This is a genomic window from Nocardia sp. NPDC050406, from assembly GCF_044459025.1.
Lineage (GTDB): Bacteria > Actinomycetota > Actinomycetes > Mycobacteriales > Mycobacteriaceae > Nocardia.
The window spans coordinates 151588-166502 of record NZ_JBITIM010000003.1; the positions used below are offsets into that span (position 1 = coordinate 151588).

Consider the following 14915-nt stretch of genomic DNA (forward strand, 5'->3'; position numbering starts at 1 on the left):
AACAACGAAACCGGCAGGAGACGACCACGACCACCAGCGGAGCGGCGGTAGCGAAAGGGGCAGCAGCGATGGCAAAGACCAAGCCGCGGCGGCGACCCTCAGCCTCGCGGAGCGACGCCAGACGCGCAGGGCGAGCGAGCATCGGGGAAGAGGCAGGCGGGCCAACGTTCGCGACAGCCCGGAATACCGCCAGGCGCGACAGCGCGGAATGCGAGAGCTCAACGCACGTCAGCGCGAGACGCGACAGCCCGGGGCGACAGCCCGAGGCGCGACGGCGAAAGGCACGACAGCCCGAGGCGGGGGTTGTGGAAGTGGGTCTTGTGGGGCCCTTGTGAGGGGATAGAAACGGAGGAGGAGTGGGAGGAGGCGGTGTGGGAGAGGTGCCGGAGGTGACTGTGGCTAGTAGTAGTAATCGGGCGGGGACGGTGACTGTGCGGGCTACGGATCGGGGGTTGCCGGTGGAGATCGGGTTCGAGAGGGGGGAATACCGTTATGGGGCACAGGCTCTCGCGGAGGAGATCGTGCGGTTGACGAAGCGGTCGGCGATCGCGGCGCGGGCTCGGCGGCGGGAGATATTGGCCGAGGCGGGGATGAGCGCGGAGGCGCTGGAGCGGTGGGGGTTGCCTACTCGGGAGGCGGCGGTGGCGGAGCTCGATCGGTTGGACGACGAGGACACGGGGCCCACCAGTTGGGTGAGGCCGGTATGAGCGGGGAGATGGATGGGCTGGTCAGGGGGGTTACCGACCAGCTGGAGGCGTTGGAGGCGGCGCTGTACGAGCTCAAGCGGATACGGGGGCGGTTTCGCAGCGAGGACGGGTCGGTGACCGCAGAGGTGGATGGGGAGGGGGCGTTGACGGGGCTGTGGCTGGCGGAATCGGTGACCGCGCGACAGCCCGCCGAGGTCTCCCAACTCATCCTCTGGGCATGCGCGCGAGCGGCCGAGGAGGCGGGCTCCCAACGGTCCCGAATAGTTGCCCGGTTGAACGAGTCCTTCGCGCCGGGAAACGTTGCGGGGAACCCGGATAGTGCCTGACGCCGCCACTGGCTAGGCTTCCGGTCATGGCTTCTGGAGACATCGTCCCGATCGAGCTCGGTCTGACCAATGGCGACCTCGTCACCCTGTGGGCACCGCGCTGGCGGGACGGTGACGACGAGTGGGAGGCGTTCCTCGGTCACGAGGACTCCCTGTACGGTTTCGAGTCCGTCGCGGAGCTGGCCGCGTTCATTCGCACCGACTCCGAGAACGACCTGGTCGACCACCCGGCGTGGAAGATCATCGCCGGACTCTCGGCGGCCGAACTCGAGCCCGAGGAGCAGTACGTCTTCGACCTGATCGGGGTGCCCGAGCTGGCCGCCGGTGATCCCGATCCGGAGACCGTCGCCGAACTCGAGGAAACCCTCGACATGGTGCGCAATATCGGCGATGTCTGCGAGCTCGACGCGGTCATCAAGTTCTTCGGCTCGCATCCGGTCCTGGGCGCGCTGCCCGGCGGCGTCGGCACCTTCTACGGCCAGGAGGGTGCGGAGCTCTGGGACCAGATCGGCGCGGCCATCAACAAGGATTGGGACGCGGTCCTCGACGCCATCGACTCGGTGGTGAAATCCCCCGAGGTGGATGCCGAGGCGGTGGCGGTCGCGGAGGCGGAACTGCTTGCGGCGGAAGAGAATATCGTCGACGCCGAGGACGCGGCCGAGACCGACGAGGATATCGAGCAGGTCGACCTCGACGCCGACGACGAGGAGGAGTCGTTCTGGCACGAGGTCGGCATCGACCCCGTCAAGATCGTCACCTCCGACGGCACCTACTTCACCCTGCGCTGCTACCTCGACGACGAACCTGTCTTCCTGGGCAGCGAGGGCACCATCACGGTCTTCCCGTCCGAGCGCGCCCTGGCCCGCTACCTGGCCGACGATCACGACCACGATCTGGCGCAGGTGAGCACCTACGGCGAGGTGCAGACCGCCGCGGTGGACGGTTCGCTCGAGATCGAGGTGACCGACGAGAACGTCTACGTGCTGCCCGGCCTGGCCGACGATCTCGCCGAGGGCCCCGAGGCCGTGGATGTGGACCAGCTCGACCTGGCCGTCGAATTGTTCACCGACGCAGCGGATTACGCCGACGACGATGCGGTGGAGACGGCGCTGGCCCCCTCCACCCCGCTCGGCTGGTACGTGTCCTACCTGCTCAACCCCGACCCGAACCGCATGGCCCCGAGCCCGCCGTTCGCCGCCGAGTCGGACCAGTGGCGGGCACTGGAGCAGGCCTTCGAAACCCGCATCGAGGTCAACAAGGACTGAGCCGCAACAGGTTTCATCGAGAACGGCCCCTCCCGGATATTCGGGAAGGGCCGTTCTCGATCACGGGGGTGCCCCGCGCGGCCCGAGTGAGCCCTGCGGACCCGCCCGAGACGCCGAACACTCACGAGGCGATGCGGATCCAGATCTGTTCGGCGCGGCCGAGCAGTCGTTCGTCGGCACCGTAGAGCGCGGTGGAGGTACGCGCCTTGCGTCCGTTCTGCGTGTGGAACACGCCGACCACCACGCAGTCCTCCCCCGGAGCCGGAAGATCGTGCACGGCGGCGGTCATCGATCCGAGAACCGCTGGACGCTCGAACATTTCGGGAACCGACCAGCCGCCCGGACAGTCCATGGCCGCCCACAGCAGCGGCGCGCCGACGGGCACCGTGCCATCCGGAGTCCACGCCGCGGCCACGACACCCTCGCCGACCACGCCCGGCTGGATGCGCAGGCCGTCCTCGCGCAGGATGCCGCAGCCGAAGCACCGCCCGAACAGCTCACTGCTCTGATAGCCACTGCGCGCCGCCGCGGCCACGGCGTGCGAGACCGGCGGCGGCACCTCGTACTCGAACTCCCCGGCGCTGGACTGGGCGATGAGCGTCTCGTCGTGGAACAGTCCGCCGTCGCGCACCAGCAGCGGCACCTCCAGCGGCGCCGGGTTGCGCAGCACGACCGTCACCACGTCGTGGTCGGACCGTTCGGCCAGCAGCCCAGCCACATATCCGCCATTGCCCGAATCGGGCGGCCCGTTGAACCGGCTGGAAATCCGCAGAGTCGTCATGGTCGCCACGGTAACGAAACCGCGCGGCGGCGCCGAATCAGCCGAGCAGCACCGCGTATCCGGGCTTGATGACCTCGTCGATGATCCGCAGCCGATCCGGGAACGGAATGAACGCCGACTTCATGGCATTGATGGTGAACCGCTCCAGATCGCTCCAGCCGTAGTCGAAAGTCTCGGCCAGCTTGTGCATTTCGCGACTCATGCTGGTGTCGCTCATCAACCGGTTGTCGGTGTTGACGGTGACCCGGAAGCGCAGCCGCGCCAGCACATCGAACGGATGCTTCTCCAACGAGGGCACCGCACCGGTCTGCACATTGGACGACGGACACAGCTCCAGCGGAATTCGCATGTCCCGCACGTAATTCGCGACGAGTCCGAGCCGCGGCCCGTCGGCGGAGTCGGTGATGTCGTCGGTGATGCGCACCCCGTGTCCGAGGCGGTCGCAGCCGCAGAAGGCCAGCGCCTCGTGGATGGAGGGCAGCCCGAACGCCTCGCCCGCGTGAATCGTGAAGTGCGCGTGCTGGCTTCGCAGATATTCGAAGGCGTCGAGGTGGCGGGTGGGCGGGTATCCGGCCTCGGCACCGGCGATATCGAAGCCGCCGACGCCGCGGTCGCGGAAGCGCACCGACAGTTCGGCGATCTCGCGCGAGCGGGCCGCGTGCCGCATGGCGGTGAGCAGGCAGGTGACGCGAATCGGGGTGCCCGCCTCGGTGGCGAGCGCCTCGCCTTCACGGAAGCCCGCGAGGGTGTGCTCGACCACCTCGTCGAGGGTGAGGCCCGCCTCGAGGTGCTGTTCGGGCGCGAAGCGCACCTCGGCGTAGACGACACCGTCGTCGGCGAGGTCGAGCGCGCATTCGCGAGCCACCCGCCGCAAGCCCTCCGGGGTCTGCATGACGGCGACGGTGTGGTCGAAGGTCTCGAGGTAGCGCTCCAGTGAGCCGCTGTTGGCGGAGTCGCGGAACCACCGCCCTAGGGATTCGGCATCGGTGGCCGGAAGCTGGTCGTATCCGCAGTCACGCGCCAGTTCGAGCACGGTCGCGGGCCGCAACCCGCCGTCGAGATGATCGTGCAGCACGGCCTTCGGCGCTTGTCGGATCGAAGCGAGGGTGAGGGGCGTCGGTCCAGTCATGTACCCACGTTAGACGCAGAAACACCTCCCGTCAGGCCAGTCGCACGCTGGTCACTCGCAATTGGGCGAGTTGTTGCGCACACGTTGCCCGATCAGTCGCAGGCGACACCGTTGCCGTCGTCGTCGAGTCCCGGTCGGTAGCCGGGTTCGCCGACGAGCAGCGGGTATTCGCCCTCCCGCAGCACCTGCTGGCAGTTGACGTAATACGGGTACGGTTCGGATTTCGAGGTGGTGGGCCCGGAGGGCTTGCCGGGCGGCCCCGGCTCGGCGCTGGCCGCGGGTGCGAAAGCGATCAGCGCCACACTCAGCGCCGCGCCCGCCAGATACGTCGTCACCGAACCCGCCGATCGCAAATCGGTTCGATTCATCACCCCATCCACCGTAACCCTGTCTTTCCGATCCGCCCATGGCTGAACTTCGGTGGTCATGGCCGTGGTGCGGCGAAATCGGCTGAGATGTCCGGGGCTAGTGGGCGAGGCGGTCGAGAAGTAGTGGGGTGGGGGTGAATTCGGCTGCCGAGCCGATGCTGAACGCATCGCGTAGACCTTCGAGGGCCGCGGGAATCGTCTCGGGGGTGTCGGTGTGCAGGGTGAGCAGTGGCTGGCCCGCGGTCACGGAATCGCCTGGCTTGGCGTGCATTTCGATGCCAGCACCAGCCTGTACCGGATCGCCCTGGCGGGCCCGGCCCGCGCCGAGCCGCCAGGCGGCGAGTCCGATATCGAGCGCGTCGAGTCGGGTGAGCGTCCCCGTGTCGGGGGCCTTGACGATTTCGGTGTGTTTCGCGCGCGGCAGCGGTGCGTCCGGGTCGCCGCCCTGGGCGGCGATCATGGCCCGCCAGTGGTCCATGGCGCGGCCGTCGGCGAGCGCGTCGGCCGGGTCGATATCCGTGATTCCGGCCTGGGCCACCATTTCGCGCGCCAACGCAACGGTGAGTTCGACGATATCGGCCGGGCCGCCGCCCGCGAGCACCTCGACGGATTCCGCTACCTCGAGCGCATTGCCCGCCGTGCGGCCCAGCGGCGTGTCCATCGCGGTGAGCAGCGCCACGGTACGCACCCCGGCATCGGTCCCGAGTTCGACCATGGCCGCGGCCAATTCACGCGCGTCGTCGAATTCCTTCATGAAGGCCCCGCGGCCGACCTTCACATCCAGCACCAGCGCCCCGGTGCCCTCGGCGATCTTCTTGCTCATGATGGAGCTGGCGATGAGCGGTATGGATTCCACGGTGCCGGTGACATCGCGCAGCGCGTAGAGCCGCTTGTCGGCGGGTGCGAGATCGGCCCCCGCCGCGCACACCACCGCGCCGACCCTGGGGTCCGCCAGGATTTCCCGCATGCGCGGTACCGAAAGATCCGCCTGCCAGCCCGGAATCGCCTCGAGCTTGTCCAAGGTGCCGCCGGTGTGCCCCAGCCCGCGTCCCGAGAGCTGGGGCACGGCGGCCCCGCACGCCGCCACCAGCGGAGCGAGCGGCAGAGTGATCTTGTCCCCCACGCCGCCGGTGGAGTGCTTGTCCACGGTCGGCCTCGGTAGATCCGTGAAGTCCATCCGCTGTCCGGAGGCGATCATGGCGGCGGTCCACCGCGCGGTCTCGCGCCGCGTCATCCCGCGCAGCAGAATCGCCATGGCCAGGGCCGACATCTGCTCGTCGGCCACCTCGCCCCTGGTGAATGCGTCGACCACCCAATCGATCTGGGCCTCGCTGAGTTCGCCGCCGTCGCGCTTGGTTGTGATGACCCCCACCGCACTCTGCATACCGCCGATCCTATGGCGATCGCGCCCGGTCGCGCCGAGATCGCGACTTCGCGCACCCCGCTCAGGTTCCCGCACCCGATACAGGGCGGAATACCGCTGGCCAGCACGCCAACCCGGGAGGCGGGGTGCGCTACCGCTGCCCAGCCTCGAGATCATCCGGTCCGAACGCATCGGGCAGCAGCGCGCTCAAGGCGACCGGTCCGTCCCGATGGTCCACCATCAACTCCGCGCCGCCGTGCTCGAACAGCACCTGCCGACACCGCCCGCACGGCATCAGAATCGCCCCGCGCGAATCGCAGACCGACACCGCCGCGAGACGTCCGCCACCGCTCGAAATCAAGTTACCGACCAGTACACATTCGGCGCAGAGGCCTAGACCGTATGAGATATTTTCCACATTGCAGCCGCTCACAAGGCGGCCGTCGGAGGTGAGAGCCGCCGCCCCGACGGGGAATCGGGAGTAGGGTGCATACGCTTTCGACATTACTTCGAATGCCTTGCGGCGCAACGCATTCCAGTCAATTTCCGACATATCGGACCTTCCTCCAATTGACACGACAGTAACCGCCGCGCACCCCCATTGACAGGCCGAAAAACTCAGGAAAGGCAAACCTAACTCGGGCAATTCGGGGCCAACGAGCGGCACGCCGAATTAGTTCCGCCAAACCCGTGGGATTAGAGTTCACGACAGATCGGTTCAGGTACCCGGCAGCGGACCGGAACACAGCAACCGGGATATCGATTCCGGCTGTGAGCTGGTGTTATCGAACGGCCTACGTGGCTCCCGCGGCGGACTTGACCGGGTCCATCAACGACGTTGGAGGCACCGCACTCTATGACCACACTAGAAGCTCCGGCCAAGCCGAAGCGGACCCTGTACCGAGGCGACCCCGGCATGTGGTCCTGGGCTCTGCACCGCATCACCGGTGTGACGATCTTCTTCTTCCTGTTCGTACACGTCCTGGACACCGCCCTGGTGCGGGTCAGTCCGGACACCTACGACCGCACGATCGCGACCTACAAGACCCCTCTCGTCGCCCTGATGGAAATGGCGCTGGTCGTCTGCGTGCTCTTCCACGCGTTCAACGGCATCCGGGTCATTCTCGTCGATTTCTGGTCGCAGGGACCGCGTTTCCAGAAGCAGATGCTCTGGATCGTGCTGGCGCTCTGGATCCTCATCGCCGGAGCCGGTATCGGCCGCCAGTTCTTCTACCTGTTCACGGAGCACTGACATGACCGCACCCGTTCTCGGCAAGTCCTACGACCGTCCCGCCAGCCTGGACGCGCCCCGCGCGCCGCGCCGCGCGGGAGGCAACAACTTCGAGAAGTACGCGTGGCTGTTCATGCGCTTCTCCGGTCTGCTCCTGGTCTTCCTGGTCATCGGCCACATGTTCATCATGCTGATGATCGACGGCGGTGTGCAGCGGCTGAACTTCGCCTTCGTGGCCGGTCGCTGGGCCAGCCCGTTCTGGCAGATCTGGGACCTGTCCATGCTGTGGCTGGCCCAGCTGCACGGTGGCAACGGCCTGCGCACGGTCATCGACGACTACGCCCGCAAGGACTCCACCCGCTTCTGGCTGAAGACCCTGCTGGTCATCTCGATGATCCTGGTCTGCGTGACCGGCACCTACGTCATCTTCACCTTCGACCCCAACATCAGTTAGGAACAGGCCACCTCGATGAGTGACTCTCGACCGATTCAGGAGCACCGCTACGACGTCGTGATCGTCGGTGCCGGTGGCGCGGGTATGCGCGCGGCGATCGAGGCCGGTCCCCGGGTCCGTACCGCGGTGCTGACCAAGCTCTACCCGACCCGCAGCCACACCGGCGCGGCGCAGGGCGGCATGTGCGCCGCGCTCGCGAACGTGGAAGAGGACAACTGGGAGTGGCACACCTTCGACACCGTCAAGGGTGGTGACTACCTGGTCGACCAGGACGCCGCGGAGATCATGGCCAAGGAGGCCATCGACGCCGTGCTCGACCTGGAGAAGATGGGCCTGCCGTTCAACCGCACGCCCGAGGGCAAGATCGACCAGCGGCGCTTCGGCGGTCACACCCGTGACCACGGCAAGGCCCCGGTGCGCCGCGCGTGCTACGCCGCCGACCGCACCGGCCACATGATCCTGCAGACGCTGTACCAGAACTGCGTCAAGCACGACGTGGAGTTCTTCAACGAGTTCTACGTGCTCGACCTGGTCATGACCGATACCGAGCGCGGCCCCGTCGCGACCGGCGTCGTGGCCTACGAGCTGGCCACCGGCGAGCTGCACGTCTTCCACGCGAAGTCGATCATCTTCGCCACCGGTGGTTCGGGTCGGATGTACAAGACCACCTCCAATGCCCACACCCTCACCGGTGACGGTATGGCCATCGTCTTCCGCAAGGGACTCCCCTTGGAGGACATGGAGTTCCACCAGTTCCATCCGACAGGCCTGGCTGGCTTGGGCATCCTCATCTCCGAGGCGGTCCGCGGCGAGGGCGGCATTCTGCGCAATGCTTCCGGCGAGCGGTTCATGGAGCGCTACGCCCCCACCATCAAGGACCTCGCGCCGCGTGACATCGTCGCCCGCTCGATGGTGCTCGAGGTGCTCGAGGGCCGCGGTGCCGGACCGAACAAGGATTACGTCTACATCGACGTGACCCACCTCGGCGAGGACGTGCTCGAGGAGAAGCTGCCCGACATCACCGAGTTCTCCCGCACCTACCTGGGTGTGGACCCGGTGAAGGAGCCGGTGCCGGTCATGCCGACCTGTCACTACGTGATGGGTGGCATCCCGACGCGTATCCGCGGTGAGGTGCTGCGCAACAACACCGATATCGTTCCCGGCCTCTACGCCGCGGGCGAGTGCGCGTGCGTGTCGGTGCACGGCTCCAACCGTCTGGGCACCAACTCGCTGCTCGACATCAACGTGTTCGGCCGTCGCGCGGGCATCGCCGCCGCCGAGCACGCGCAGCGCAGCGAATTCGTGGAGATGCCGGAGAACCCGGCGCAGATGGTGCAGGACTGGCTGGCGCTGATCCTGTCCGACCACGGCAACGAGCGGGTGGCCGATATCCGCACCGAGCTGCAGTACACGATGGATATGAACGCCGCCGTGTTCCGCACCGAGGACACCCTCAAGCAGGCGCTCACCGATATCCACGCGCTCAAGGAGCGGTACGCCCGGATCACCGTGCAGGACAAGGGCCGTCGCTACAACAGCGACCTGCTCGAGGCCGTCGAGCTGGGCTTCCTGCTGGAGCTGGCCGAGGTCACCGTGGTGGGTGCTTTGAACCGGAAGGAATCGCGCGGCGGCCACGCTCGCGACGACTACCCGGATCGCGACGACACCAACTACATGCGGCACACCATGGCGTACAAGACGAGCCCGGAGCTGATCTCCGATATTCGTCTCGACTACAAGCCGGTGGTGCAGACCCGTTACGAGCCGATGGAGCGTAAGTACTGATGACTGCCATACTCGACAAGGCGGATACGCAGAAGCCCGCTCCGGTGCCGGAGGGGTCGGTCATGATCAACGTCAAGATCGCGCGGTTCAACCCCGAGGACGGGTTGGGCAATCACTGGGACGAGTTCAAGGTCCCCGTGCTGCCGACCGACCGGTTCCTGAACGTGCTCATCTACATCAAGTCCTACCTGGATGGCACGCTCACCTTCCGCCGCTCCTGCGCGCACGGCGTCTGCGGTTCGGATGCCATGCGTATCAACGGCGTCAACCGGCTGGCCTGCAAGATCCTCATGAAGGACATGCTGCCCAAGAACGGCAAGGACATCACCGTCACCGTCGAACCCATCCGCGGCCTGCCCGTGGAGAAGGACCTCGTGGTGAACATGGAGCCGTTCTTCGACGCCTTCAAGGCGGTCAAGCCGTACCTGATGACCTCGGGCAACGAGCCGACCCGCGAGCGCATCCAGTCCCAGCACGACCGCGCCCGCTTCGACGACACCACCAAGTGCATCCTGTGCGCCTGCTGCACCACCTCCTGCCCCGTGTACTGGAGCGACGGCAGCTACTTCGGCCCGGCCGCGATCGTGAACGCGCACCGCTTCATCTTCGACAGTCGTGACGAAGGCGCCCGCGAACGCCTCGACATCCTCAACGACGTCGAAGGCGTCTGGCGCTGCCGCACCACCTTCAACTGCACCGACGCCTGCCCCCGAGGCATCGAGGTCACCAAGGCCATCCAGGAAGTCAAGCGCGCGTTGCTCTTCGCCCGCTGAGAATTCCAACTCTCGGGACTCTCAGGGGTTTCCACCCCTGAAACCCCGAGTGGATAGTGGTTCATGAAACCCGAAGGCCGCCCGCATCACTCGATGCGGGCGGCCTTCGTCGTGCAAGGCACGCACGTCAATAGCGTTGCGGCCGTTGAGTGGTTGGTAGGGCGGCCCAGACGATCTTGCCGATTGGCCAGCGGGGGGGCGCAGCCCCAGGCGTGGGAGAGGCGGGCTACCACGTGGAGGCCGTAGAGGTGGGGGCTGCCGTGGGTGGGCTCGCGGAGGACCGCTTCGCGGGGGTCGTCGTCGGCGACCGCGACGGTGAGGAGGTCGTCGCGGCGTTCCAGGCGGAGGCGGATTCGGGTGTGGGAGCGGCTGTGCAGGAAGGCATTTTCCACCAGTTCGGTCGCGACCAGGCGGGCGTCGCAGCGGAGGTCGGCGATATTCCAGCGGGTGCAGATGTCGTCGACGAATCGGCGGGAGCGTTGGGCGCAGTCGGCGGCGAGGGGGAGGTCGGTATTGGCTCGGCGCGGTGGCGGCGGGGCGGCGGTGTGCGCCAGGGCTGCCGGTACCGAGCCGAAGATCGGTACCAGACGCCCGATCGTGGTGGAGCGTATTTCGGCGCGGCGGATTTCGGATCCGACCACCAGCATTATCGGCACCCTCGGCCACTGTTCGACTCGTATCCGGGCGCTGGAGAACGCGGTGAGCAGCGGGTACGAGGCGATCCGCAGACTGTCGAGCACCACGATCACCGCGTGCGGCTGCTCCACCGCGAACTTCACCAGATCATCGGTGACCATGCGATAGGTGCCGGGGTTCAACTCCCCGTACGGCCGGACCACCGAGCAACCATCACGGTTGCTGCGCAGCCATCGAAGCTCTCCGTGCCCCGACACCGCACTACAGACCTCGGACGATTCGGTTGCCGCGCAAGCCGATCGCGGCCCCGTGTCGAATGCGGCCGGATCTACCGTGTGCGAGCCGGACCGCGCAGGCCCGGTCGCGATTCACGCAGCCCACGTTAGGCACATACCCACGAGGCGGCGGGGGAACCCAGAAATCTCGTGCGGACCCACGAAGCTCGGCACGGGTTGACATCATACCCCGCAGGGGTATCGTGCCGAGTATGGAGAACTCGCATCGCGCCGCGGCCGAGAACCATGGGCACACAGACCATTCCGCCCACTCGACCCACGGCCAACACGTCGACCACTCCGCCCATACCGACCACTCCGCCCACGGCCCCGCCACCTGGTCGATGGCCGCCGTCGCCACCCTGCACTGCCTCACCGGCTGCGCCATCGGCGAAGTCCTCGGCATGGTCATCGGCACCGCGCTCGGCTGGAGCACCGCCCCGACCATGGCGCTGGCCATCGCGCTGGCCTTCGTCTTCGGCTACGCCTTCACCATGCGCGGCGTGCTGAAGGCCGGTCTCACGCTGGCCGCGGCCTTCTCGACCGCGCTGGCCGCCGACACCGTCTCCATCACCGTCATGGAGATCGTCGACAATGCCGTCATCCTGGCGGTGCCGGGCGCGATGGACGCGCACCTGGACTCCGTGCTTTTCTGGGCCACACTGGCCTTCGCCTTCGTCGTCGCCTTCGTGGTCACCACACCGGTGAACAAATGGCTCATCGGCCGGGGCAAGGGCCATGCCGTGGTGCACGGCCTGCACGGCTAGCCGGATGAACTAGGCAATTTGTGCAGCTGAACAGGCTTTTGTTGTCGATCGGTCCCGGTGGTGATTGCCTGGACATATGTTCACCGAAGCTCAGCTGTACTCGCCGGTGACCCAGGGCGTCGACGGCGATGTCACCGTGCATCTGAGCGACGAGCATCCCGGTGTACACGATCCGGACTACCGGACCCGCCGCAATGCCATAGCCGCTCTCGCACTGTCGTACCGGGCCGGACAGCCGGTACCGCATATCGACTACACCGCCGAGGAACAGGAAGTCTGGCGGATCGTCTCCGCCGAACTGGCCCGCAAACGCCGCCGCTACGCCTGCGCGGAGGTCTTGGGGGCCGCCGAACGCCTCGGCCTGCCCGGCGATCACATCCCACAGCTCGACGAGGTCTCGGAGAAGCTGTTCCCGCTCACCGGTTTCCGCTACGTCCCCGCCGCCGGGCTGGTGCCGCTGCGCGAGTTCTTCGGCTCCTTCGCGGATCGAATATTCCACTCCACCCAGTACATTCGCCATCACAGCGCACCGCTCTACACCCCCGAACCCGACGCCGTGCACGAAATCCTGGGCCACGCCAACCAATTGGCGAGTCCGCGCTTCGCCGCCATCTACGCCGAGGTGGGCGCGGCGGTGGCGCGGCTCGAGACCGAGACCGCCCTGAAGTTCCTCGCCGACGTCTTCTGGTTCTCCATGGAGTTCGGCGTGGTCCGCGAACACGGCGAAGTGCGTTGTTACGGAGCGGGACTGCTGTCGTCCTACGGCGAGATCGAGGAGTTCCGCCAGGCCGAGCTGCGCCCGCTGAACATCGCCGAGATGGGCAGTATCGACTACGACATCACGCACTACCAGCCGATTCTGTACTGCGCGGAGTCCATTGCCGAGATCGAGGACGTGGTGGGCGGCTTCTTCGCCGGAATGGACGACGAGTCCCCGCTCAGAGTGGCATCCCGGCTGCCAGGAAGTCGATGATCCGAGAGATCGCCTCCGGATCGAAGGGGTCGCGGTCCATCAGCACCGCCTGCGCCCCGCCGATGAGCGCGCCCGCCAGCGCCCGCACCTCGAAATCGCTGGCGTCGCGGCCCCGTCGCTTGGCGACGAGCTCGGCGATGAGGTCCACATTGCGCTCCATCTCCTGCTGCAGCGCGCCGCGCAATTCCGGCACGGTACGCACCAGCGCCGCTCGCTCCCGCTCGAACTGGAACTGCGCCGGATCGAGTGCCTCGAAGGCTTCGAGCGTCGCCCGCCGGAAGGCCTCCAGCGCCGACAGTTCCGGGGGCTGGCGCTCGAACCGCTGGATCATGATCGGATCCATATCGTCGACCAGCACCACCTGTTCCTTGGACCGAAAGTAGCGGAAGAAGGTGCTCGGCGAGATCTCCGCCGCCTCGGCGATCTGCTCCACGGTGGTGGCCGCATAGCCGTGTTCGCGAAACAGCCGAAAGGCCTCCACGCGAATGGTGCGCCGGGTGCGCTCCTTCTTCCGCTCCCGCAAGGTCCCCCCGGACCGTTTCGCGGCCGGGGGGATCGCTGGCTTCGACTCAACCGACATGAAGGGATTGTCCCGCATCGATGGCGGTCGGCTCGGCGTCGGCCCGCGAGCGGGTGACGAATCCGGCCAGCACCGCCGTCGCCAGGCACACCGCGGCGCACACCCAGAGCATGGCGCTCATCCCGCTGACGAAGGCCACCCGCACCGTGTGCACGGCGCCGTCGCCGAGCTGCCGTGCCGCCGCAACCCCGGCATTGACGCCGTCGTCGATGGGCGCGCGGTCCAGGTCGCCGAGGTCGGCGCGGTAGACCGTGGCCAGCACGGTGCCCAACACCGCCACGCCGATGGTGCCGGACGCCTGGCGCAGCGCCTGCAGCAGCGCCGAGCCGGAACCGGCGCGTTCCGGGGTGAGATCGCCCATGGCCAGGCCCATCGACGCGGGCATGACGAAGCCGATACCGATACCGAGCACCACGATCGCGAAGGCGGCGTAGCCGTAGCCGCTGTCGGCGGTGATCAGCGCGCCCAGCGCGAGTCCGCCCGCGAGCAGGGCGAATCCGGCGACGAGCACCACCCGCAGGCCAGCCTTGGGCAGCAGCAGATCGGCCACGCGGGTGCCGACCAGCAGCCCGCCGATCAGTGGGAGCAGGCGCAGGCCGCTGCCGAGCGCATCCGCGCCGAGCACCGCTTGGAAGTACTGCGGCAGGGTGAAGAACAGGCCGAACAGACCGAACATGACCACGATCAGATACAGGGTGCCCCAACGGAATCCGGGTGCGCGGAACAGATCGAGATCGACCAGGGGATGCGCGACGCGCCGCTGCCACAGCACGAAGGCCGCCAGCACCACCACTCCCGCCGCGATGCACGCCCAGGCGAGTCCGTCGCCCCAGCCCTCGTCGCCACAGCGAATGAAACCGTAAGTGAGGCCGAGCATTCCGAGCGCCGACAGCACGACGCCGGGTAGATCCATTCGAAACGCGGTGTCGCTGCGCGATTCCGGAACCAACAGCGCCACCGCGGTCGCGCCGACGATCACCATCGGCACATTGATCAGGAAGACCGATCCCCACCAGAAGTGTTGCAGCAGCCAGCCTCCCACGATCGGGCCGAGCGGCAACCCGATGGTGGTGGAGGTGATCCAGATGGTCAGCGCGCGCTGACGGTCGACGGGGTCCGGGAACAGCCCCGGCAGCACCGACATGGACAGCGGCATCATGGCCGCGGCGGCCACCCCGAGCAGCGCCCGGGCCGCGATGAGCTCGCCGGAGCTCGTCGCGAAGGCGCAGGCCACCGAGGCCGCGCCGAATACCAGCAGCGCGGCGAGCAGGAACTTCTTGCGGCCGTAGCGGTCGCCGAGCGCACCCGCGGGGAGCATGACGGCGGCCAGCGCGAGGGTGTAGGCGCTGCTGAACCACTGCAGGGCGCTGGTGTCGGCGTTCAGGTCGACGGCAACCGTGGGCAGCGCCACCGTCAGCACCGTCACGTCGAGCCCGATGGTCAGCATGGCGACCGCGAGCGCGCCCAGTGCCAGCCAGCGCCGCGAATCCGTAGCTTTCATG

At 67.3% G+C, this 14915-nt stretch carries 17 protein-coding genes; 9 read left to right on the forward strand and 8 right to left on the reverse strand.

Features of this window, described 5'->3' with window-relative positions:
• Positions 1-521 precede the first annotated feature (521 nt).
• Genes ACIBH2_RS24280 through ACIBH2_RS24290 form a run of 3 tightly spaced genes read left to right on the forward strand, consistent with a single transcriptional unit; the run spans position 522 to position 2298 of the window.
• The gene (locus ACIBH2_RS24280; protein ID WP_397121319.1) at positions 522-707 is read left to right on the forward strand and encodes a hypothetical protein; all 186 of its coding nucleotides are present in this window, start codon (positions 522-524) and stop codon (positions 705-707) included.
• Positions 704-1033, forward strand: a complete 330-nt coding sequence (locus tag ACIBH2_RS24285) for a YbaB/EbfC family nucleoid-associated protein (protein ID WP_397121321.1) — start codon at positions 704-706, stop codon at positions 1031-1033. Before ACIBH2_RS24280 ends, ACIBH2_RS24285 begins: the two co-directional genes overlap by 4 nt.
• A gap of 26 nt (positions 1034-1059) precedes the next feature.
• A complete protein-coding gene (locus ACIBH2_RS24290) occupies positions 1060-2298 on the forward strand; it encodes a primosomal protein (RefSeq protein ID WP_397121323.1) in 1239 nt (412 codons plus the stop codon).
• 121 nt (positions 2299-2419) lie between these two features.
• Here the strand turns inward: ACIBH2_RS24290 and ACIBH2_RS24295 are convergent, their stop codons facing one another.
• From ACIBH2_RS24295 to ACIBH2_RS24315, 5 genes are all read right to left on the reverse strand, one after another.
• Positions 2420-3079, reverse strand: a complete 660-nt coding sequence (locus ACIBH2_RS24295) for a hypothetical protein (RefSeq protein WP_397121325.1) — start codon at positions 3077-3079, stop codon at positions 2420-2422.
• Between the two features lie 37 nt (positions 3080-3116).
• A complete protein-coding gene (locus ACIBH2_RS24300) occupies positions 3117-4208 on the reverse strand; it encodes an adenosine deaminase (RefSeq protein ID WP_397121327.1) in 1092 nt (363 codons plus the stop codon).
• Between the two features lie 92 nt (positions 4209-4300).
• Positions 4301-4576 carry an excalibur calcium-binding domain-containing protein gene (locus tag ACIBH2_RS24305; RefSeq protein WP_397121329.1) on the reverse strand — a complete coding sequence of 92 codons (276 nt, stop codon included), beginning with the start codon at positions 4574-4576 and terminating at the stop codon, positions 4301-4303.
• A 97-nt stretch (positions 4577-4673) separates the two neighbouring features.
• On the reverse strand, positions 4674-5960 hold the full coding sequence (locus ACIBH2_RS24310) for a thymidine phosphorylase (protein ID WP_397121331.1): 1287 nt from the start codon (positions 5958-5960) through the stop codon (positions 4674-4676).
• Positions 5961-6090: 130 nt separating this feature from the next.
• Positions 6091-6492, reverse strand: coding sequence for a cytidine deaminase (locus ACIBH2_RS24315; RefSeq protein WP_397121333.1), 402 nt, complete (start codon positions 6490-6492; stop codon positions 6091-6093).
• A gap of 303 nt (positions 6493-6795) precedes the next feature.
• Here ACIBH2_RS24315 and sdhC point away from each other — a divergent pair, with 303 nt between their 5' ends.
• Genes sdhC through ACIBH2_RS24335 form a run of 4 tightly spaced genes read left to right on the forward strand, consistent with a single transcriptional unit; the run spans position 6796 to position 10182 of the window.
• Positions 6796-7191, forward strand: coding sequence for a succinate dehydrogenase, cytochrome b556 subunit (gene sdhC / locus ACIBH2_RS24320; protein WP_397121335.1), 396 nt, complete (start codon positions 6796-6798; stop codon positions 7189-7191).
• A gap of 1 nt (position 7192) precedes the next feature.
• The gene (locus tag ACIBH2_RS24325) at positions 7193-7624 is read left to right on the forward strand and encodes a succinate dehydrogenase hydrophobic membrane anchor subunit (RefSeq protein WP_397121337.1); all 432 of its coding nucleotides are present in this window, start codon (positions 7193-7195) and stop codon (positions 7622-7624) included.
• A gap of 15 nt (positions 7625-7639) precedes the next feature.
• Positions 7640-9409: a succinate dehydrogenase flavoprotein subunit gene (gene sdhA, locus ACIBH2_RS24330; RefSeq protein WP_397121339.1), complete on the forward strand. Its 1770-nt coding sequence runs from the start codon at positions 7640-7642 to the stop codon at positions 9407-9409.
• The gene (locus tag ACIBH2_RS24335; RefSeq protein ID WP_397121341.1) at positions 9409-10182 is read left to right on the forward strand and encodes a succinate dehydrogenase iron-sulfur subunit; all 774 of its coding nucleotides are present in this window, start codon (positions 9409-9411) and stop codon (positions 10180-10182) included. Before sdhA ends, ACIBH2_RS24335 begins: the two co-directional genes overlap by 1 nt.
• 86 nt (positions 10183-10268) lie before the next feature.
• On the opposite strand, the gene ACIBH2_RS24340 is transcribed toward ACIBH2_RS24335, so the two are convergent.
• Positions 10269-11021, reverse strand: a complete 753-nt coding sequence (locus ACIBH2_RS24340) for an ATP-binding protein (protein ID WP_397121343.1) — start codon at positions 11019-11021, stop codon at positions 10269-10271.
• 284 nt (positions 11022-11305) lie between these two features.
• Here ACIBH2_RS24340 and ACIBH2_RS24345 point away from each other — a divergent pair, with 284 nt between their 5' ends.
• Positions 11306-11860 (forward strand): DUF4396 domain-containing protein, encoded by a 555-nt coding sequence (locus tag ACIBH2_RS24345; protein ID WP_397121345.1) that lies wholly within the window; start codon positions 11306-11308, stop codon positions 11858-11860.
• Positions 11861-11936: 76 nt separating this feature from the next.
• Positions 11937-12833 (forward strand): phenylalanine 4-monooxygenase, encoded by an 897-nt coding sequence (locus tag ACIBH2_RS24350; RefSeq protein WP_397121347.1) that lies wholly within the window; start codon positions 11937-11939, stop codon positions 12831-12833.
• Here the strand turns inward: ACIBH2_RS24350 and ACIBH2_RS24355 are convergent.
• A complete protein-coding gene (locus tag ACIBH2_RS24355; RefSeq protein WP_397121349.1) occupies positions 12799-13413 on the reverse strand; it encodes a TetR family transcriptional regulator in 615 nt (204 codons plus the stop codon). The two genes, ACIBH2_RS24350 and ACIBH2_RS24355, sit on opposite strands and share 35 nt — an antisense overlap.
• Positions 13403-14914, reverse strand: coding sequence for an MFS transporter (locus ACIBH2_RS24360; protein ID WP_397121351.1), 1512 nt, complete (start codon positions 14912-14914; stop codon positions 13403-13405). Before ACIBH2_RS24360 ends, ACIBH2_RS24355 begins: the two co-directional genes overlap by 11 nt.
• Position 14915 lies beyond the last annotated feature (1 nt).

Bases quoted from the DNA above. Each gene is read 5' to 3' on its own strand.
- ACIBH2_RS24285 (WP_397121321.1), top strand. From the start codon at position 704: ATGAGCGGGGAGATGGATGGGCTGGTCAGGGGGGTTACCGACCAGCTG.
- ACIBH2_RS24290 (WP_397121323.1), top strand. From the start codon at position 1,060: ATGGCTTCTGGAGACATCGTCCCGATCGAGCTCGGTCTGACCAATGGC.
- ACIBH2_RS24295 (WP_397121325.1), bottom strand. From the start codon at position 3,079: ATGACGACTCTGCGGATTTCCAGCCGGTTCAACGGGCCGCCCGATTCG.
- ACIBH2_RS24300 (WP_397121327.1), bottom strand. From the start codon at position 4,208: ATGACTGGACCGACGCCCCTCACCCTCGCTTCGATCCGACAAGCGCCG.
- ACIBH2_RS24305 (WP_397121329.1), bottom strand. From the start codon at position 4,576: ATGAATCGAACCGATTTGCGATCGGCGGGTTCGGTGACGACGTATCTG.
- ACIBH2_RS24310 (WP_397121331.1), bottom strand. From the start codon at position 5,960: ATGCAGAGTGCGGTGGGGGTCATCACAACCAAGCGCGACGGCGGCGAA.
- ACIBH2_RS24315 (WP_397121333.1), bottom strand. From the start codon at position 6,492: ATGTCGGAAATTGACTGGAATGCGTTGCGCCGCAAGGCATTCGAAGTA.
- sdhC (WP_397121335.1), top strand. From the start codon at position 6,796: ATGACCACACTAGAAGCTCCGGCCAAGCCGAAGCGGACCCTGTACCGA.
- ACIBH2_RS24325 (WP_397121337.1), top strand. From the start codon at position 7,193: ATGACCGCACCCGTTCTCGGCAAGTCCTACGACCGTCCCGCCAGCCTG.
- sdhA (WP_397121339.1), top strand. From the start codon at position 7,640: ATGAGTGACTCTCGACCGATTCAGGAGCACCGCTACGACGTCGTGATC.
- ACIBH2_RS24335 (WP_397121341.1), top strand. From the start codon at position 9,409: ATGACTGCCATACTCGACAAGGCGGATACGCAGAAGCCCGCTCCGGTG.
- ACIBH2_RS24345 (WP_397121345.1), top strand. From the start codon at position 11,306: ATGGAGAACTCGCATCGCGCCGCGGCCGAGAACCATGGGCACACAGAC.
- ACIBH2_RS24350 (WP_397121347.1), top strand. From the start codon at position 11,937: ATGTTCACCGAAGCTCAGCTGTACTCGCCGGTGACCCAGGGCGTCGAC.
- ACIBH2_RS24355 (WP_397121349.1), bottom strand. From the start codon at position 13,413: ATGTCGGTTGAGTCGAAGCCAGCGATCCCCCCGGCCGCGAAACGGTCC.
- ACIBH2_RS24360 (WP_397121351.1), bottom strand. From the start codon at position 14,914: ATGAAAGCTACGGATTCGCGGCGCTGGCTGGCACTGGGCGCGCTCGCG.